At 44.8% G+C, this 19,129-nt stretch carries 20 protein-coding genes; 6 read left to right on the plus strand and 14 right to left on the minus strand.

Annotation, left to right across the window (positions count from 1 at the left end; all coding sequences use genetic code 11):
- Positions 1-25: 25 nt before the first annotated feature.
- Positions 26-547, minus strand: coding sequence for an NADPH-dependent FMN reductase (locus tag IGI73_RS14920; RefSeq protein ID WP_086338758.1), 522 nt, complete (start codon positions 545-547; stop codon positions 26-28).
- 36 nt (positions 548-583) lie between these two features.
- On the minus strand, positions 584-1,189 hold the full coding sequence (locus IGI73_RS14925) for an NADPH-dependent FMN reductase (protein ID WP_010748988.1): 606 nt from the start codon (positions 1,187-1,189) through the stop codon (positions 584-586).
- Between the two features lie 201 nt (positions 1,190-1,390).
- On the opposite strand from IGI73_RS14925, the gene IGI73_RS14930 reads away from it, so the two are divergent.
- A complete protein-coding gene (locus IGI73_RS14930) occupies positions 1,391-2,245 on the plus strand; it encodes a MarR family transcriptional regulator (protein WP_086338759.1) in 855 nt (284 codons plus the stop codon).
- 59 nt (positions 2,246-2,304) lie between these two features.
- Positions 2,305-4,056 (plus strand): ABC transporter ATP-binding protein, encoded by a 1,752-nt coding sequence (locus tag IGI73_RS14935; protein ID WP_208769852.1) that lies wholly within the window; start codon positions 2,305-2,307, stop codon positions 4,054-4,056.
- Between the two features lie 53 nt (positions 4,057-4,109).
- Here the strand turns inward: IGI73_RS14935 and IGI73_RS14940 are convergent, their stop codons facing one another.
- Complete coding sequence (locus IGI73_RS14940) at positions 4,110-4,475, minus strand: hypothetical protein (RefSeq protein ID WP_008380201.1); 366 nt, start codon at positions 4,473-4,475, stop codon at positions 4,110-4,112.
- 163 nt (positions 4,476-4,638) lie between these two features.
- Here IGI73_RS14940 and IGI73_RS14945 point away from each other — a divergent pair, with 163 nt between their 5' ends.
- Together IGI73_RS14945 and IGI73_RS14950 are read left to right on the plus strand one after the other, a co-directional pair.
- Complete coding sequence (locus IGI73_RS14945) at positions 4,639-4,971, plus strand: helix-turn-helix domain-containing protein (RefSeq protein WP_015510522.1); 333 nt, start codon at positions 4,639-4,641, stop codon at positions 4,969-4,971.
- 5 nt (positions 4,972-4,976) lie between these two features.
- Complete coding sequence (locus IGI73_RS14950) at positions 4,977-5,453, plus strand: ImmA/IrrE family metallo-endopeptidase (RefSeq protein ID WP_034858679.1); 477 nt, start codon at positions 4,977-4,979, stop codon at positions 5,451-5,453.
- 69 nt (positions 5,454-5,522) lie between these two features.
- Here the strand turns inward: IGI73_RS14950 and IGI73_RS14955 are convergent, their stop codons facing one another.
- The 5 genes from IGI73_RS14955 to IGI73_RS14975 all read right to left on the minus strand — a co-directional run bounded on the left by IGI73_RS14955 (position 5,523) and on the right by IGI73_RS14975 (position 9,754).
- Complete coding sequence (locus IGI73_RS14955; RefSeq protein ID WP_428207259.1) at positions 5,523-6,335, minus strand: metallophosphoesterase family protein; 813 nt, start codon at positions 6,333-6,335, stop codon at positions 5,523-5,525.
- A 4-nt stretch (positions 6,336-6,339) separates the two neighbouring features.
- Positions 6,340-7,122, minus strand: a complete 783-nt coding sequence (gene phnE / locus IGI73_RS14960; RefSeq protein WP_010748972.1) for a phosphonate ABC transporter, permease protein PhnE — start codon at positions 7,120-7,122, stop codon at positions 6,340-6,342.
- The gene (gene phnE, locus IGI73_RS14965; protein ID WP_208769850.1) at positions 7,119-7,898 is read right to left on the minus strand and encodes a phosphonate ABC transporter, permease protein PhnE; all 780 of its coding nucleotides are present in this window, start codon (positions 7,896-7,898) and stop codon (positions 7,119-7,121) included. Before phnE (IGI73_RS14965) ends, phnE (IGI73_RS14960) begins: the two co-directional genes overlap by 4 nt.
- Complete coding sequence (phnC, locus tag IGI73_RS14970) at positions 7,870-8,661, minus strand: phosphonate ABC transporter ATP-binding protein (protein ID WP_005230661.1); 792 nt, start codon at positions 8,659-8,661, stop codon at positions 7,870-7,872. The genes phnE (IGI73_RS14965) and phnC overlap by 29 nt, the downstream gene beginning before the upstream one ends.
- A 160-nt stretch (positions 8,662-8,821) precedes the next feature.
- Positions 8,822-9,754: a phosphate/phosphite/phosphonate ABC transporter substrate-binding protein gene (locus tag IGI73_RS14975; RefSeq protein ID WP_005230658.1), complete on the minus strand. Its 933-nt coding sequence runs from the start codon at positions 9,752-9,754 to the stop codon at positions 8,822-8,824.
- Positions 9,755-9,950: 196 nt separating this feature from the next.
- On the opposite strand from IGI73_RS14975, the gene IGI73_RS14980 reads away from it, so the two are divergent.
- Positions 9,951-10,622, plus strand: coding sequence for a cyclic nucleotide-binding domain-containing protein (locus IGI73_RS14980; protein ID WP_086338763.1), 672 nt, complete (start codon positions 9,951-9,953; stop codon positions 10,620-10,622).
- A gap of 187 nt (positions 10,623-10,809) precedes the next feature.
- Here IGI73_RS14980 and IGI73_RS14985 read toward each other — a convergent pair whose 3' ends face one another.
- The 6 genes from IGI73_RS14985 to IGI73_RS15010 all read right to left on the minus strand — a co-directional run bounded on the left by IGI73_RS14985 (position 10,810) and on the right by IGI73_RS15010 (position 18,047).
- Positions 10,810-12,681, minus strand: coding sequence for a beta-glucoside-specific PTS transporter subunit IIABC (locus IGI73_RS14985; protein ID WP_208769849.1), 1,872 nt, complete (start codon positions 12,679-12,681; stop codon positions 10,810-10,812).
- 137 nt (positions 12,682-12,818) lie between these two features.
- Positions 12,819-13,661, minus strand: a complete 843-nt coding sequence (gene licT, locus IGI73_RS14990) for a BglG family transcription antiterminator LicT (RefSeq protein ID WP_123833966.1) — start codon at positions 13,659-13,661, stop codon at positions 12,819-12,821.
- 278 nt (positions 13,662-13,939) lie between these two features.
- Positions 13,940-14,845 (minus strand): EamA family transporter RarD, encoded by a 906-nt coding sequence (rarD, locus tag IGI73_RS14995; protein ID WP_005230654.1) that lies wholly within the window; start codon positions 14,843-14,845, stop codon positions 13,940-13,942.
- Positions 14,846-15,001: 156 nt separating this feature from the next.
- Positions 15,002-16,438, minus strand: coding sequence for an MDR family MFS transporter (locus IGI73_RS15000; protein WP_236550388.1), 1,437 nt, complete (start codon positions 16,436-16,438; stop codon positions 15,002-15,004).
- Positions 16,435-16,875 (minus strand): MarR family winged helix-turn-helix transcriptional regulator, encoded by a 441-nt coding sequence (locus tag IGI73_RS15005; protein ID WP_208769848.1) that lies wholly within the window; start codon positions 16,873-16,875, stop codon positions 16,435-16,437. Before IGI73_RS15005 ends, IGI73_RS15000 begins: the two co-directional genes overlap by 4 nt.
- Positions 16,876-17,120: 245 nt before the next feature.
- Positions 17,121-18,047 carry an ROK family protein gene (locus IGI73_RS15010; RefSeq protein ID WP_115232916.1) on the minus strand — a complete coding sequence of 309 codons (927 nt, stop codon included), beginning with the start codon at positions 18,045-18,047 and terminating at the stop codon, positions 17,121-17,123.
- 69 nt (positions 18,048-18,116) lie between these two features.
- On the opposite strand from IGI73_RS15010, the gene IGI73_RS15015 reads away from it, so the two are divergent.
- Entirely contained in the window at positions 18,117-19,115 is a 999-nt protein-coding gene (locus IGI73_RS15015; protein ID WP_115232917.1) for an AraC family transcriptional regulator, read from the plus strand.
- Positions 19,116-19,129: the final 14 nt, after the last annotated feature.

Raw genomic sequence — 19,129 nt, forward strand, 5'->3', positions numbered from 1 at the left:
TAAATGATTGTGTCTTAAAAACAGATCAGCGGATCGTTGCAAAAGCTTTTGACCACAACAATAATTCATCTAGCATATCATTGACACCCGCAGCCATGTGCTCACCGGGTTTGAAGGTACTGAAACTTTCAAAATCAGTAAATAAGTTGAAGGCTGGGTTGGTCCGCACGGTGGCAACTTTTTGTTCAGCTAATACGTTGCGCAATTGTTCAGCGGCCCGAATCCCACCGCCAGAACCGTAGCTGACGATCCCAGCAGCTTTATCAAACCATTCTTCCCGAGCAGAATCTACGGCATTTTTCAAGGAAGCTGCAAAACCGTGGTTGTATTCTTGCACGATAAAGATATAGCCATCTAATTCAGAAATTTTTTTGTTCCATGCTAGGTTTGGCTCAGCCGTTCCCATAAACGGTAAATCAAATGCCTTTACATCAACGATCTCGAACTGATGCTCTGACCGTTGATTAGCAATTTCTTGAATATATGCTCCGACTTGCGGACTTACGCGTCCTTCTCTTGTACTGCCTAAAATAATACCAAATTTCATGATAGGTTCCTCCTAAGATTGTTTTCGTTTGTTTTTTTAACGATTGGCAAATGTGTCTGCCCAGTCCAATAATTCCGTCAACATGTCGTTCATTCCTGCAGTCATATGCTCGCCAGGGGTAAAGGTGGCAAAGTTTTCAAAATCAGTAAATAAGTTGAAGGCAGGATTGGTGCGCACCGTGGCTACTTTTTGTTCCGCCAAAATCAAGCGAACTTGCTCAGCGGCACGAATCCCTCCTGCCGAACCATAGCTGACGATCGCTGCTGCTTTGTTGAACCATTCCTCTCGAGCGCTGTCCAACGCATTTTTCAAGGAAGCTGATATGCCATGATTGTATTCTTGTACGATGAAGAGGTAGCCGTCTAACTCAGCGATTTTTTCGTTCCACGCTTGGTTCACTTCACCTGTCCCCATAAATGGCAAGTCATAATCTTTGATATCAATGATTTCAAACGAGCGGTCGCTATGCGCGCGTGCTGTTTGTAAAACATAATTGGCTACTTGCGGACTCACACGGCCTTCTCTCGTACTGCCAACGATGATCCCGATTTTTTGCGCTTTTTTCTTTTCCGGGGTGCGATACACCTCTTTAATTACTTCTTTTTCAATTATTTGTTCTTTTTTCCCAAATCCAAAGACCATTCTTTTGTACTCCTTTTGTTGTGGTTTCTTTAACGATGGACTCAGCATACCAAACTTACTTTTAGTAAGTCAATCATTCTGCTTACTTTTTGTTAGAAAAAAATCTCAGCTGCTTCTTATTGACATTCGTTCGGTACCGAACTATAATCAACTCATCGATATAGTTAGGTACCGAACGATAAACCAAAAGGAGTGTACACCATGAGTACAATGACCGACCACTTAATGAAACAGCTTCGTTTTATCAGCGAAGCCAGCAATGCCTTTATGAGTCAAAACAACCAGCGCCTTTCGGGACAGCAACGTGTCCTGGCCGTATTAAATTTAGAAGACGGCTTGGTGCAAAGTTATCTTGCAGAAGTCTTAGACCTACGGCCAAGCTCTCTAGCGGAACTATTGAAGAAAATGGAAAATAGTGGCGATATTCATCGCAAAGAAGATGCTGCTGACAAACGGATCAAACGAATCTACCTGACAGAAACTGGAAGAAAAAAAGCGGAAAAATTACTAGCACAAAAAGAAGCCACCAGCAGTCAGTCGTTTTTTGCTGGGCTCTCAGAGGAGGATCAAACCGAGTTTGCTCGTCTGCTTGAAAACATCGCCGCTGGGTGGGAGACGGACTTCCAACAGCAGGCACAACGCTTTATTGACCCAATGGATCGTTTGCAAGCCATGCAAGAGATTCGGGAAGAAATGATGAAGCAATGGGGCGGAAATTGGCAGGAAATGACGAATGACGAGCGCCGAAAAATGAGGCAACAAATGAAAGATACTTGGCAAGAAATGGGCGTTGATGAGCGACGCAAAATGAAAAAACAGATCAAGGAAGCCATGCGGCAAATGCCGTTTCCTGGACATCGCGGCATGGTTGGCAATCGACCATTTGAGCCGTTTGGGCCGTTTGGGCCATTTGATAGTAGCGAGGCGAATGATCCACGGTACACATGGGTAAAAGGCAACTTTTTTGATGCCTACGGGTTTAGACAAGACCGCAAAGCAAGACCGACTTCCGCTTCTAAAGACGAAGCAGCCGAGGAGGATTGGCAGGATTTCTAATAACACCTAATTAAAAAGAAAAAGCGGTGAGCCATCTTGCTTGCTGCGGAGGAAAACGAATGGAAACAACGACACCAACAGTGAACAAAAACAAATTTAAAATGAAAGACTTTATCCACCTGATCGTCAGTGTCAATCCTAAGAAAGGCTTGTTTCTTTTAGGGATGCTCTTTAGCCTGATCACAAGTGCCGCCAGTTTGGTCGTGCCGCAGCTGACGAAAACACTGGTCGATGCCAGCGGCACCCCCACGTTCAGCACCTCCATGCTGGTCGTTTTGATCCTAGCCTTTGTGCTGCAATTAGGCGTAGGGACTTTAGGCGGCTTTCTCTTGCGCTATGTGGGAGAAAGTGCTGTGAAAACGTTGCGGGAACGTCTTTGGAAACATCTGCTGCATTTGCCAGTCAGCTATTTTGATGACCACAAGTCGGGGGAAAGCAGTTCGCGACTCGTCAATGATACGTCAGTGATCAAAGAACTAGTCACCTCGCAATTTCCCAGCTTTGTCACTGGCTTGATCCAATTGATCGGTTCGATGATCATCTTGTTTTTGATGGACTGGAAGATGGCTGCGATCATGTTCAGTGCGGTGCCTTTGATCACCTTGATCATGTGGCCAATCGGCAAGATCATGTCGAAACTAGGACGCCAGTTGCAAGCAGCGACCGCCGATTTCAATGCGGACGCCAGCGAAAAGCTCTCGGAGATCCGTTTAATCAAAGCCAGCAACGGAGAAGCCAGTGAACAAGAAAACGGTCGGCGCAACATTGGGGCAATTTTTACCCTCGGGGTCAAGGATGCGAAAGTCAGTGCGATTTTGCAGCCAATCATGACGACGGCCATGCTGGGCTTACTCGTAGGAATCCTCGGTTATGGCGCGATCCGTGTGCAAGCCGGCACCTTGACGAGTGGCGCATTGATCGCTTTTCTACTGTATCTCTTTAATATTATTGCGCCTGTGACGACGTTTGCGATGTTCTTTTCACAAGTCCAAAAAGCGATGGGTGCTACGGAACGGATCCAAGAAATTTTGGATACGCCGCTGGAGCCGATCCAGGCAGCACCCAAAGCCGCCATCGATGGAGCAATCTTACGGGCAGAACAAATCGATTTCAGTTACGATCCCAAACGGCCGATTTTGCAAAATATTTCTTTTGAAGCCAAACCCAACACCGTGATTGCTTTTGCAGGACCAAGCGGCGGCGGAAAATCCACGATTTTTGCATTACTGGAACGCTTTTATGAACCCACCAGCGGGCGCTTGCTGATTGGAGATCAGCCGATAGCTGACATTGATCTGCAAAACTGGCGGGCACAGATCGGCTATGTTTCCCAAGACAGTGCGGTCTTTGCTGGTACGATTCGGGAAAACTTGCAATACGGATTGGGCCGAACACTGTCAGAGGAGGAATTGTGGCAAGGGCTGGCATTGGCTTATGCCGATCAGTTCGTCCAAGAGTTCCCCGAAAAACTAGAAACACAAATCGGCGAACGCGGCGTCAAACTATCTGGTGGTCAAAAACAACGGATCGCCATCGCTCGAGCATTCTTGCGGGATCCCAAGCTGCTGATGCTCGATGAAGCGACCGCCAGCCTAGATTCTCAGTCGGAAGAAAAGGTCCAGCGGGCGTTGGATCATCTAATGGAAGGGCGCACGACATTAGTGATCGCCCATCGCTTGTCGACCATCGTGGATGCCGATCAAATCTACTTTATAGAAAAAGGTACCATTACCGGTCAAGGTACCCATGCAGAATTGATCAACAATCACCCGCTTTATGCTGCCTACGTGAATGAACAAATGATCAATTAAAGAATAAAAACTAGAAAAAAACTGCTTATTGATGGATAAGCAGTTTTTTTCTATTAGCCAACGGCTGAATGTTGCTTCTCTTCACGCGCCACAGGCACTTGATTCCCTCGCTGTAATTCTTTCAGCACCTGGTTTTCTGCCCGCAAAAAATCCCTTTCGCTTTGGGCAGTAGCAAGCTTTCCTTGATAGACCAAAACTTCTTCTTGGTAGGTTTTGGCGGTCTTTTGGACTTCTTCTTCTAACTGATCGATTTTATGGGTCAATTCTTGATTGATCTGTTCATATTTTAGGTAAAGCTTTTGGGCATTTTCGATATTCGTTTGTTCCAAATTCGCTTTGCTGGATACTCGGGTAGCCAAATAAGTAAGTACACCAGTAATGAGTGACGGCAAGACAACTGTTACGATCGATGTATCCATGATCCTCCCCCATTCTTTTCGATACGATTCATATCATCTGTTTCCAGTATAAAAGATACGATTCGTATCGTCAACTGATGTGATATTTTTTATATCAAATAACACAAAAATAGATACAAATTATATCCAACGTGCTATACTACAAAAAAGGAGGCGATCACTCATGCTTGGCGAACGGCTAAGAACACTCAGACTACGAACCAACCAAACCCAACAGCAGATCGCAGATCAGCTGGGAATCACCCGCGCAGCGTACTCGCATTTCGAAAATGATCGTAACGAACCCGATGGCGAGACCATCGTCAAACTCGCGGAGATTTTTCAAGTATCCACCGATTTTTTATTAGGCAGACAAGTCCCGGCAGGCTTTACGCAGCCCTCTGCAAAAGTTCAAACCGTTGCGGCCCATATTGATGATGACGTCACCGATGAGCAGATGGAAGATATCCTCAGCTATATTGAATTTATAAAACAGCGGCACGCCCAAAAGGAATGATGGAAATGGATAAAGTAGAAGAACTGATGGCCGCCTACCCAGACTTGCACTTTATTTTCGATAAGAATATGCCTGATGGTCAGCAAGGATTGTACATCGATCACCATATTTACTTGAACCCTGACCAATCACAAGAAGACCTCTTGAGCACCATCGGTGAAGAAATCGGTCATTATTTGACCAGTGCTGGCGACATTACCGCCCAAGATACCAACGAAAAACGCAAACAAGAACGCAAAGCCCGTGACATTGGTTCTGCGATCGTGGTCACGCCCTATGATATCATCGCTTGTTTTGAAGAAGGCTGCAAAACGTTGGCGGCATGCGCTGATTTTTTAGGTGTCCCCCCACAAACCTTCAAAGACGCAGTCACCTATTATGCTCGCCGCTTTGACGGTATCAAAACCGAAGAAAACTATACCTTGTTTTTCCATATCGACGGCACGATTGAAGTTGTCAAAACCTTTGGCAATCAAGGTTAAGCCTTTTTTGCACAAAAACAGACGTTCCTTTCCTGCTGCTAAATTCAGCGTTGACGGAACGTCTGTTTTTTATCCTTGCATGTTGACCCGCATCAATACGCGGTTCGGTCGATAGTTTTCTGAGGATTGATGAACCAGCGCGCCTTCCTCAAAACGATACAAATTGTATCCATAGCGTTCTTCAAAACGGACCATCCCCTCGCCTTCATCTTCCCCGACAAACGACATACTTGCCACAGTATAGTAAGGAATCCCTGCGATCGTTCCCGTAAATGCATGATGGGTATGTCCACTGAGAATACAAGAGATCTGATACTGCTGCAATAATGCCACCAAACGATTGGCACCGGCCCATGCCGGCGTGCTTGCTTGATAAGGCAACAAATGATGGTGCGTCACAAAAACGATCTTTTTCTCTTTGAGCTGCGCCAGCGTGGCTTGCAGCCATTCAAACTGCCGCTCATCTACGATACCGTCGGCATAGCCATAGCAGGAATTATCGAAAGTCACGATCGCCAATGTCTCCGTTTCATAGACTTGATTAAAAGGTGTATCACTGGCGGTTTCTACTGACTTGCCTTGCCAGCCTTGGCGAAAATGCCGTTTGATATCATGATTACCTAGCGTTACTACGATGGGCACTGAGCCAAAGGCTTTTTCTAAATATTGCTTCAAAGAGGCATAATCGGCAGGCGCGCCATCTTCGGTCAAATCGCCGCTGATCACCACCAAATCGATCGCTGCTCGCGCCTTGGCATCTTGGATACACTCTTCAAGAGGAATCAAAGGATTTTGCATGGCTGCCAGCATTCCTTGATACCCTTCTTCACAAGGCAGGTAACTTTCTCGAAAATGGATATCTGATATATGCAATACATTCATAGGTTTATCTCAATTTCTTTCTGATGATTCCAGTCAACTGGTCTAATAAGAAGACGGTCACAACGACGCCCAACAAAATAATACTTACCTTGCTCCAGGTTCTGGTTTGAATAGCAAAAATCAATGGTGCACCGATCCCGCCAGCACCGACTAACCCTAATGTTGCCGCACTGCGGACCGCAATTTCAAAATGATTCAATGCAAAGGAACTATAGATGGGTGCTAAGTAGGGGACCCGCACGAAAAACATCGTCTGCCAAAAATTGGCACCGACTGCTTGCATCTCTTCCGTCAAGCGCTCATCCATGGCTTCCATTTCTTCGGTAAACAACTTGCCCAGCATACCGATCTGGTGGACACCGATCGCCATAACTCCAGCAAAAGGTCCTGGACCTACCACACGGACAAAAATAATCGCATAAACCAGCTCGGGAAATGCCCGCAAGATATTGCAGATCATTTTGCCGATTTTTGCGACCCAGGGAGTCGAGGTCCATAGGTTGGCGGCACTCAGCAAGGTCACTGGAATCGCGCAGACTGTTGCAATCATCGTTCCTAGACAAGCGATCCCGATCGTCAGTAACAACAAGCTCCACAGATCTTCCCCACTGCCGTCATAAAAGAAGGACCAGTCTGGCTGACTCAGCCCTTGCAAGACATCTCTTCCCATCGCTAAGGAAAAGGTGCTTAATCCAGAATAATCCAGCGTCGCAGCGGATAAAACTAGTAAAACAGCAAAGAGCCCCCATAACAGCCAAGTCGTTTTCTTCACTTCTCTGATCATCATAGGAAAGACCTCCTTACCCGCTCACTGAGAAAATCAACGATCGCTACCGTCAGCAAAATCGTCAAGATAATGATCGAGACCCGCTCATAATTCAACAATGCCAATGAGGCGTTCAAGATGACCCCAATCCCGCCAGCACCCACATACCCTAACACCGTCGAAGCTCGAACATTGACTTCAAAGGCATAAAAAGTATAGCTGGCAAACTGGCTGATGACTTGGGGAATGATCGCCCAACCGGTCACTTGAAATTTATTCGCTCCTACCGCCGCTGCTGCTTCGATCGGCGCAAAATCAATGGTTTCGATCGCTTGGAACATCAACTGTGAAACCATACCAAAGGTAAAGACCGCGATGGTCAAAACACCAGTGGCTTCACCGATTCCAAAAATCGCTACGAACAATGCCGCCAACAATAGATTGGGGATCGTCCGCACCAGCCCTAAGAGAAAACGCATCGGCACCGAGACCCAACGGCTTTCTGTCACGACTGTTGTCGCCAACAGACTCACCGGTATCGCTGCGACTACTCCTAAAACGGTGCCTAAAAAGGACATCTGCAATGTCTTGATCAAGGGCATCATCAGTTGCGGTAGATAACTAAAGTCTGGGTGCAAAAAGCGAGCCATGAAAGCCGTCATCTGGCTGCGATTCGACCACACTTGTGCAAAATCAGCCCCTGTGATCCAGGCACTACTTTGAAAAAAGAGCAGCAATAAAAGAACCAGCAGCAGGTGTTTGTACCAATTAAAATGAACTGTTTCTTTCAGTTTCATCGATTTCTCCTGCCTTTTCTTCAAAAATTGCTTTGCCATAGATTTGTTCTAAACGCTGATCTGTCAAAGCGGCTGCGTTGCCGTCAAAAACGATCGCACCTGCTTTTAAGGCAATGATCCTTGTCGCATACTGACGAGCCAAGGGAATCGAATGCAGATTGATGACAATCGTTTTGCCCATTTCTTGATTGATCTTCTTCAGATCCTCCATCACTTTCTCTGTCGTGATGGGATCTAGTGATGCCACAGGTTCATCTGCTAAAATCACCGGCGCTTGTTGGACCAAGGCACGGGCGATGGATACCCGCTGCTGTTGCCCCCCACTCAACTGGTCACTTCTCGTTTGCAGTTTGTCTGACAAGCCGACAGTCGCTAGCGCTTCTTTCGTTCTTTCGTAGTCTTCTTTCGTAAACAACCCTAAAATACTTTTCCAGGTCCCGTAATACCCCAAACGCCCAGACAAAACATTTTTTTGAACGGTACTGCGTTTGACCAAATTGAAGCTTTGCGAGATCAATCCGATTTGTCGACGAATCAAGCGCAATTCTTTTTTATTGGCTTTCGTGACTGATTTGCCGTCTACCCGGATATCTCCTTCAGTGATTGGCACTAAGCGATTGATTGAGCGTAAAAAGGTACTCTTACCAGCACCGCTCAAGCCAATAATGGCCACAAATTCACCTTGCTCAATCGTTACATCTATGTTCTGTAATCCTTTGACCCCATTTGGGTAGACTTTGGATACATTCTCAAAAGTTATCATCTGTTTTCTCCATTATGTAGGGACCGCGGCAAAGTTTCCCCAATCGGTCACGGTCTATTTCACTAAAAAATGCACTGGTACTGCGTATTCCACCTATTCCCCTAGTAAATCGCTGCACATCTCCGTGTCCCGTTATCCTTCTACCGCAATCCCTGATTTTTTACTCTGCTGCTCGTTGTGTATAATCGCGAATGGTATCGTAAGCAGAATCTGCTGCTTCTTCATACCCTTGGTGTCCCCACAAGCTCATTGCTTCGGCACCCTCTTCATCATCTGCCATGTTCAAGAACACTTCTTTGATCTGCTCTTTTAGTTCAGCATCCATTGATGGTTGGACGGCAATGGCGTCATTTGGAATATCCCCTTCAGTCAAGTAAAGGACTTTTAGGTCTTTGAATAAATCGTTGTCTGGAAAGCTTGATGCAAAGACATTTCGTGCCCCTTGGAACACAAAGGCGGCGTCCATCTGACCATTCAAGACTGCAGTGATCTCACTTGGAATATCATTCACCGTCGTTAATGTAGCATCCGTCGTTGGATCAACTCCTGCATCTTTCAACTCGGCAACTGGGTAAATATAGCCGCTGGCAGAGTTTGGACTCAATGTGGCGATTTTTTTCCCTTTTAAGTCCGTCAATTCTGTCATATCGCTATCCGCACGGACCAAGATTTCCCCTTTGAAGGTATTGGTTTTTTCCCCTTCTAATGGCAAGCCCGTCTCTGGATCATAAGCACCTAATTGAGAAGTCAAAATCGCTTCAGCTGCATCCATGTCTTTGGCTTGAACATAAGCGGCTGGCGGCATGATCCCTAAATCAACTTGTCCAGAAGCCATCGCTTCTACGATCGTCGAATAATCCGTTGCTAACGTTACTTCTACTTCACGGTCTAATTTTTTTGATAAATACTCAGCAAACGGTTTTGCTTTGGCTTGCATCGAGCCGTCATTATTGGTCGGTACGAATTGTACCACCAGCTTTTCTTTTTCGGCTGCGGCACTGCTGTCGCTGCTGCTGCTCCCATTCCCACAGCCGGTCAATGCGGCAACTAACGCAATTCCTAACATTCCTTTAACAATTCGTTTCAATGGCATTTTTTCTCCTCCTAATGGTTTGACGCTTTCTTACATTCAAATCATACCAAGTATCCCATCAAAATGAAGTGACACATGTCCTATTTTACCTTATTTTTACATACAATTTACATTAGATTTTATTTATCGTTCGTGTTGAGTCGAAAGGGGAACTAAGCTATACTTAAAGAAAACCATTCAGGAGTGGCTGATTTCCATGAAAAAAATCGATGATACCGTACGCCTCAGTAATTACATTGACACCTTCGATCTGCAATCTTATATGGACAATGATTTGTTAGCGATGGCCACTTTGCATTCCTTTGAAAAAGAAGAGCACCTGATTCGAACGGGTACGCCTTCTGAATACTTGTATTTTCTCGTAGAAGGAACCGTGATGGTCTATTCCTTCTCTTCGGATACCCAAACGATTTGTATTGATTACGCCAAGCCAGCTGCACCTTTAGGAGAAGCTTCCTCTTTATGGGAACTCTTGCCGAAAAGCAGTGTCAAAGCCGCTTCTGCTTGCGTCTGTGTCTGCATCCCTTTGAATCGCTACCGCAACACCTTGCAACAAGACGTCCGCTTTTTGCAAACCATCTGTCAGTTGCTCAGTTCCCGCTTGAATTCGGGGATCAACTTAGCGAATTCATTGACGGAACCTGTAGAGACACGGTTGGCCAAATTTATTCTTGCGCATCAAGAAAATCAACACTTTTCCTTTCAGTTGACCACCTGTGCCGCAATCTTGAATGTCAGCTATCGCCACCTGCTGCGAACCTTTACCAGCTTTCGGGAAGACAAGCTGATCGAAAAACAAAAACAGGGCTATGCAATTCTCGATTTCCCCGCTTTAGAGTCGCTTGCCGAAAATTTAAGCCATGTGTAAGGAACAGTCCCCAAGAATGTTCGGGTTTTCCCTGAGTAGGCGTTCCTGATGTTGGTCTTGCCCTTAACTCGCGCTGTGACAAGCGTTTGCCACCAAATAAGGCAAGCGAGAAGGGAAACTGCGCCTTATTTTCTTACAAAAAACCCGATCCTTGCTGATATTCAGTCGAGGATCGGGTTTCTTTTGCTTATTTTACGATGGCTAAGAAGTCTTCTCCTTGCAAGACATCGGATTGATTCATATCCATCACATCTAAATATTGCGGGGTATTCGTCACAACGATTGGTGTGATCGTGGATAAGCCGGCTGCTTTGATCGTATCTAGATCAAACTTCACCAACAAATCACCGCGTTTGACTTGATCGTCTTGTTTAACAAAGACCTCAAAGCCTTTGCCATCTAGTTCCACGGTATCCATACCAATATGCATCAAGACTTCTGCTCCATCCGTAGTGGTCAAACCAACGGCATGGCCGGTAGGAAAGAGCGTCGTGATGGTGCCATCTGCTGGCGCATATAAAGCCCCGACGGTCGGTTCGATGGCGATGCCTTTTCCTAATGCACCAGAAGAAAAGACTTGGTCTTTGACTTCTGCTAAGGGAACCACTTTGCCTTCTAACGGACTACTGAGGATCACACGTTCTTTAGACGAACTATCTGTGGGTGTAACTGACTCTTTTGCCGGTGCTGCACTGGCATCGGTTGCTGGCTGATCTTCAAAACGTAAGAAGAAGGTCAAGACAAACGCGGCGCCAAAAGCGATAGCCGTTCCGATTGAAGCTGCGATCAGACCACTTAGATCTTTCGTATCTTGTGGGATAAAGGACGGCAGACTTAGTAAGCTGACTAACCCAAAGGTATAGTTTTCGACTTGGCTGAAGCCAATGAAGGCACCACCGAGGGCACCACTGATACACGCGGCGATAAATGGTTTTTTCAAAGGCAAGGTTACCCCATACACCGTCGGTTCTGTGATCCCAAAAATTGAGGTGATCGTTGAAGAAAGGGCCAACCCTTTCAATTTCACATTTTTTGTCATAAAGAATACTGCTAGCGCTGCACCCCCTTGAGAAAGGACAGCTGGCAACAGCATCGGCACCATCGTATCGACACCGGTTTGACTGAGATTCAACATCATGATCGGTACAAAGCCCCAGTGCATGCCAAACATCACAAAGACTTGCCATAAACCACCCATGACAGCCCCAGCGATCAGTGGGCTAAAGTGGTAAATGCTGTCGTAAGCACTACCTAACAAGTTTCCTAAAATCGTTCCTAGTGGACCGACGACAATAAAGGTCAATGGCGCCATGATCAAGAAGACCGCTAAAGGTACACAGATGATCTGTAAGAAGCTAGGAATGACTTTTTTAAAGAAACGCTCCACATAGCTTTGTAAAAAGACCGCTAAAATAATCGGAATGACGGAAGACGTATAAGCACTCGCACCAATAATGACCGGTAAGCCTAGGAAACTCAACGTTTGTCCAGCCAAAGCGGTAATATTTGGATGAACCAATGCCATCGCTAAGGAAACCGCTAGAAATTCATTGGTACGAAACTTCTTCGCTGCAGTAAAAGCCAACATCACTGGTAAATAGGTAAACAGCCCATCGGCAATCGCATACAATACGGTGTAGACCCCAGAATCAGCTGCTAACCAATTCAAGGTGACTGCCAGCGTCAAGAATCCTTTTAAGACCCCGGCACCTGCCATTGCGCCTAAAAATGGCGTAAAGATCGACGAAATAATATCCACCAGTTGATTCAACAAATTGCCTTTGTCGCCTTTGCTGTCTGTTTCGCCATCAAAGTTCGCTACTCCATTCAATTCACGGTAAACGTCGCTGACATGACTGCCGATCACCACTTGGTATTGTCCGCCGCTTTGAACGACTTGGATAACATCGTCGTCTTGATTCAAGCGTGCCGTATCCGCTTTGTGCTCATCTTTTAATTTGAAACGCAAGCGGGTCGCACAATGCACCACGCTGTTGACATTTTCTTTGCCGCCCACCGCATCAAGGACGCGAACTGCAATTTCTTTATTTGAACTCATTTTTTCAACACTCCTTTTTTAATAAAAAAACCCAGATTGAAAAAACGACCGTCCAACGAGTCTTTTCCTCGCTGACTGTTGTCTTTTCAATCTGGGTATTGCCTGCCTGACAGTAACAATCCGTTAATGATTGAATGTTAATTGGTTTGATCATTGACGACACGTTCGATGTGGATCGTTAAGTAGATCATTTCTGATTCACCGATCGATTTGTCGTAGGTTTTGATCAAGTACTCGTTGATCCGTTGGACCGTTTGAAACGCTTTAGGGTACTTCGATTGCACAAGGGCAAATAAAAACTCATCTTTTTCCCCTGAAAGTTCATCGCTTAAATAACGCTGCGCAAAATACTGCAAATGCGTGGTGATCCGTTGATAATTCAAGGAATCTGGGTTAAAGACTCGTCCATAAAAGCGACTGATGATCGCCAGTACGTCACGTACGATTTCTACCGCTTGCATCGTGGTTTCCATCGTGCCATTGGCTTGTTCGCTATTGACGATATGAAAGGCGATAAAGCCGATCTCCGATTCTGGCAATGTAATCCCGAAGACTTTTTCAAAATAAGCAACGGCATCTGCTGCAACCGCATACTCTTTCGGATAAAACTTGCGGGTCTCAAACAACAATGGATTCGGCAGCTCAATGCCTTCACGTGCCCGAACCAGCGCATAATGGATATGGTCGGTCAGGGTCAAATAAATATTTGGCGACAGCTCGATCCCCAAGGATGCTTCCGCATCATCCACCACTTGCTTGACGGCTTCGACTTCTTCCACAGGAATGTCTGAAAACAATTGCTGAAACTGATTTGCAGTAAAGGTATCCTTTAACACAAATTCTTTTTCGACAAAGGCTTCATCCACTGGATCGCCGACTTTTTTCTTAAACGCAATGCCGCGACCCATATAGATCACTTCCTGACCGGCATCATTGGTCGAGATGACGACATTATTATTTAAAATTTTTCCAATAACCATCGCTTTCCCTCACTCCAAAATAAAAAAACCTAGAATCTCCCCGTTAGCGCGCTGCGGTCAATTCTGGTTTTGCCTGCCGAACAGTAACAATCCTTGTAACTGAAAGAATAATAACACACCCCTGTGGCAGATGCAACCCTTTTCAAGCAGAATTTCTACAACGGGTTTTTCCTTTGTTATACCATTGAAGGGTTCTCCTTGCAACATCCTTCACTACCTAAAATGCTTTGTTTTTTAATAAAAAAAGGAACGGCCCAGCTGCAGCCATTCCTGATGTATCAAAGTTGCTTTCTTTGCTGTCCCATGCGCCGCTCTTTCATCGCCGTTCCTAACGTACCATAGGTGAAGACAGCGATCCCCAGCCAAATAAACGCAAAGGCGGAAAATTGGGCCAGTGAATAGGTTTCGTGAAACAAAAAGATGGCTAACAAAAGCATGATTGTCGGGTTGACGTATTGAATAAACCCAAGCGTAATGTAAGAAACATTTTTCGCAGCTTCCGCAAACAGCAGCAGCGGAATAGCCGTCACGATCCCAGCACCCATCAATAAGAGATTGGTTTGCAAGGGATAATTCATAAAGCCGACGGTTGAAAATCCTAAAATATACACGAGGGCAAAGGGGAAAATCACCATCGTTTCGATCGTTAACCCAGTAACCGAACTAATGGGGATTCTTTTTTTGATCAAGCCATACGTACTAAAGGAAAAGGCCATGATCAGTGAGGCATAAGGAATCGTTCCTGTTTGGATCGATAATAAGATCACCCCGATACTTGCCAGCAGACACGCCAGCATGCCAGTACGACTAAGACGTTCCTTCAAAAAAACGGTCGCTAACAAGACATTGACTAGCGGATTGATGTAATAGCCTAAGCTGGCTTGCATCACGTGGCCCGCACTCACCGCGAAGATAAAGGTGAACCAGTTGATGGAGATCAGCACAGAAGCTAAAACGATCAGTCCAGCAAATGCTTTGTTCTTCCACAGCAGACGCGCTTCTTGTAAAAATTGCGTTTTCTTCCCAGAAAGCACGATAAACAACACCATAAAAACAAAGGACCACACGATTCGGTAGCACATCGTTGCTAATGGCGAAACCCCAACGATTATTTTCCAATATAGTGTGACCAAGCCCCACAAGACATAGGCAGACAATCCAAAATAAACGCCTTTATTCTTCATTTTCTCCCTGATTTTTTTCCATTAAAGCAAGCCTTTAATGAAAAAAAATACTCCTCCTAAACCATAAGTTATCTTATTATATCGAATTTTTTGGTTTTTCATAGAGTTTCATGAAATAAATCAAGAAAAGTACCCTTCAAAGAAAGGTGCCCCTCTTTATTCCAGTGGTTCTTCTGCCCCTTCTAGCCAAACGGCTTCTGGTTTCTGATCACGAATCAAGAATAGCCCCGTTGCAAACAGCAGTCCAGAAGCGATCGTCATCAATAAGAAAGAAACATTCATCCCATGAAGCAATGCACTTGTTCCTGTTAAGGTCGTGCTTTTTTGCGCCACACTATTCATGATCCCGACAAATAATGCTGTCCCGATGGCGCCTGCCACCGTTCGCAAAGAAGTCAATAACGCTGTTCCATGCGCCGTCAGTTGCGGCGGAATATTTTTATTTCCCCACGTCACGAAGGGCATCAACAAACAGCCTGTGGCGGCACAGCGCAGCATGTTCAAAACCACTGCTACCCAAATACCCGTGTGCATATGGATAAAATACATGCCGATGTTGCTCAAGACCAGTGAACCGCCGCCAAAAAGCGTCAACAGACGGATGCCGACTTTGTCATAGATTCGCCCAGCCACGGGACTTAAGAAAGCCGAGACCAGTGAGCCTGGCAAAACGACTAATCCCGAGATCGTCGCTGATTTGCCTAAAATCGACTGCACGTATAGCGGCATCAGCATCGCCGAACCCATCAAGACCAAGTAAAGCATGATACTGCCAAAGACACTGATGGCATACTCTTTTGTTTTTAAGACCCGCAGATCCAAAAATGGAGTTTCCGCTCTTAACTGACGGAAGACAAAGAAGATCCCAGCTACCAAACCGAGCCCTAAGGTTCCTAAAACGGGTAAGCTGAAAAAGCCATAGCTGCCGATATTGCCAAAACCTAAAGTAATCCCACCAAAGGCGAAGGCACTCAAAACAAAAGAGGTCTGATCAAATTTGCTGTTGCTTACTGGCAACACATCATCAAAAACCTTTATGGCCCAAATCAGTGAAATCAAAACGATCACGGCAACGATATAAAAAATCGCATGCCAGTTCAAACGGTCCACGATCACCCCAGCAAGAGTCGGTGCGATCACGGGTGCCGCGGTGATCGATAGTCCATACCAGCCCATCACGACACCAATACGATTGATCGGATAGATCGATAAGAGAATCACTTGCGCCATTGCGGTCAAGATTCCATTGCCTACGGCCTGCAAAATACGAGCAAGCATCATGACTAGAAAATTGGGTGCTGCAGCACAAAGCAGCAAGCCCACCAACGCAATTCCTAAGGCAGCGAGATACAGCTTTTTGGTTGGCACACGATTCATAAGATATGCCGTCAAGGGCATAACGATCGCCATCGCCAAGGAATAACCGCTAGTCAGCCATTGTCCCGTAGTGACGGAAATCTGCAGGTCAGTGACAATGGCGGGTAAAGCCGTCGTCAAGGCGGTCGCCAACATGGATACGGCAATACATGTAATCATTAAATTAATAAAAATCAGCGTCCGCTGACGTTCCGTTCGTTGGACTGTTTCACTCAATCAACGTCCGCCTCCTTCTCAAGATAAAACTGTTCGATTTTTGCTAAGGCTTGACCAAAGGCTTGTTTTTCTTCTGCCGTCAAATAGGTCAGCATTTCTTGGTGCGCCTTACTGCGTTTTTCTTTCATTCGCTGTGCCTCTTTTTTGCCCGCTTCCGTCAGCGAAATCAGATGGCTGCGTTTATCTTTCGGATCGACTTCTTTTTGGATCAGCCCTTTTTCAGCCAGTTTTTTTAGTAGTTCGCCAGTGGATGTCGAGCGAATCGCTAAATACGCGGCGAGATCTTTTTGGGTCAACGTCCCTTTTTCGTCCAATACCAGTAGGCAATTGAACTGTCCCCGACCTGGCATAAAACGCCCATATTTTTGTTCCGCATACCGCCGATTTAATTTATACACTTCAAACAATCGTTCCACGATTTCTTGTTCGGAAACCATCGACCTTCAGCTCCTTTCGCCTCTTCACTATTTAGATAGGTACCTAATTAAAAGTCCGCTCTCCATTTTACATAGGTACCTATCTATTGTCAAGAAAGGATTGACAATGAGAGCGGGTACAGCAACCAAAAACAAAAAAAGAACAAGCGACAGACCACGTTTCATTCATCCTTCACAAACAATTGCCCATAGAAAAACACCTACAGGAAAGAACATTTCCTCCTGTAGGCCTTTGGTTCCACTCGTTAGTCATTGTTAAACACATCTTTTTGTTTCTCGTTTATTTTTAATTGCAGCAAATAAAGCGCCCCTAGAAGATTGGCTTCATTACCAAATTTACATTTTTCGATAACAACAGAAGTGATGGTTTCCTCAACCAAAGAAGACTGCTTCTTGACATTCTGGTAAAGAACTTTAATTTCCCTGATCAATTGCGGTTGCTGACTAATACCTCCACCAATCACTACTTTTTCAATGTCTAGCACAGCTTGCAACGTCAAAATAATATGAACAACTTCTCGACAATAATTTTTAAATAGCTCTTTTATTCGTGGATCCCCCATTTCTAATGCCTCAAAAACAGCTTTTCCATCATCTAAATCTAGTAACCCTAATTCTTTTGCGGCACGCTGAATAAATTGAACAGCTGAAGTCGTAACTCCCATGAGGTTCTTTGTTTCGCCAGATTCTGGTGTTCGTGGCAAAAAACTCAATTCCCCTGCCTGAAAATGCTCTCCCTGAAGAATCGCTCCATCTAAAATGATTCCACCTCCGACGCCTGTTCCTAAAACGATCGCTGCAGCGTTCTTCTTTCCTTTTAGATTACCCAACCATAATTCAGCTAATGCTGCTGCCTTTCCATCATTGCAGACTAAGCAAGGGAGATTAAATGTTGTTTCAATAAAATCACAAATAGCAAATTCATGTAGAAACGGTAATGCCCCTCCATTAAATATTATCCCTTGAGTATGATCGATTTTACCAGGGCAACAAATTCCTACACCAGCAATATCTCCTCCTTGTGCAGCTATGATCGATACTAACAATCGCTTTAACCCGAACAAGGTTTGCGGCGTTTTCTCTCTTTGGACGTCTTGCATTTTTCCAAACGCATCGATTAGCGCGAATTTCAAATATGTTCCACCAATATCAATTGCCAAATAAGTTTTCATTGCTATCTTTCCTTTCTCTTGCTACTTTTATTACATACCATGTTTTAAATTAATAGGAGGATATCGCTCTTGAATCAACAAGAATTAGAAACCTACCTTAGAGAGATCAATGACTACGAAAAAGAACAACGAAAAACAGGGACGAGCATCAATAATATTCCGAACCTTTCAGATAATGGTAACGATTTATTTGATTCTGCGACAGGTCATTTCCGACTGCCCAAAGCCCCGTTTTTCCAAGGAAATCAGGTATATATTGCAAAGCACAATCGTTTTGGACCGATGATCGAACACATTCATGACTTTATTGAAATAAATTATGTTTATAGTGGCGAATGTACCCAATACATCAAAGGTCAAAAAATACTCCTGACTGAAGGCGATTTTTGTGTGTTAGATCGCGATGTTCCCCACTCTATCGATCCATTAAAAGAAGACGACTTACTCATCAATATATTAATTAATGATCAAACCTTTACTTCATTATTTTGCCTACAGTTAGAACGTAATAATAGCTTGATCGGGAATTTTTTGGCTACTGCATTTGATGAACAAGCCCAACATGATCAGTTCCTACTTTTTCATACCAGCTCTACGCCGCACTTACATACCCAAGTTCAATTACTGTTGCAAGAGTACTGGCGATCAGAAGTCATCGATTTTCGTTTTATTAGCCAATATTTACAACTGATCCTCTCAGAATTGATGCGGCTTTATACGATCGAAGTTAGTAGAAATCAGACCAGTCAGTTTAATGCGCTTGATGTTCTTGAATATATTGATGAACACTACCAAAGTGTGTCCTTAAACGAGCTTAGTCAAGTCTTCAACTTCAATGCAAACTATATCAGCAACGCGTTAAAAAAAGGAACTGGGAAAAATTTCCAAGAGACGCTCCTCCAAAAAAGGCTATTAGTTGCGAAAGATTTACTGTTGCATTCGACTTATTCAATAGAAGAAATTGCTGCTACTGCAGGCTTTCACTCCACAAGCTATTTTTATCGGCAATTTAAACGAGTGTTCCAAACGACTCCCAAAAGTATGCGGAGCCATGAAAAAACTCATTAGGGTGTGTTCAGCAA

This window comes from Enterococcus sp. DIV0755f, from assembly GCF_051713725.1.
Classification (GTDB): Bacteria; Bacillota; Bacilli; order Lactobacillales; family Enterococcaceae; genus Enterococcus_D; species Enterococcus_D casseliflavus.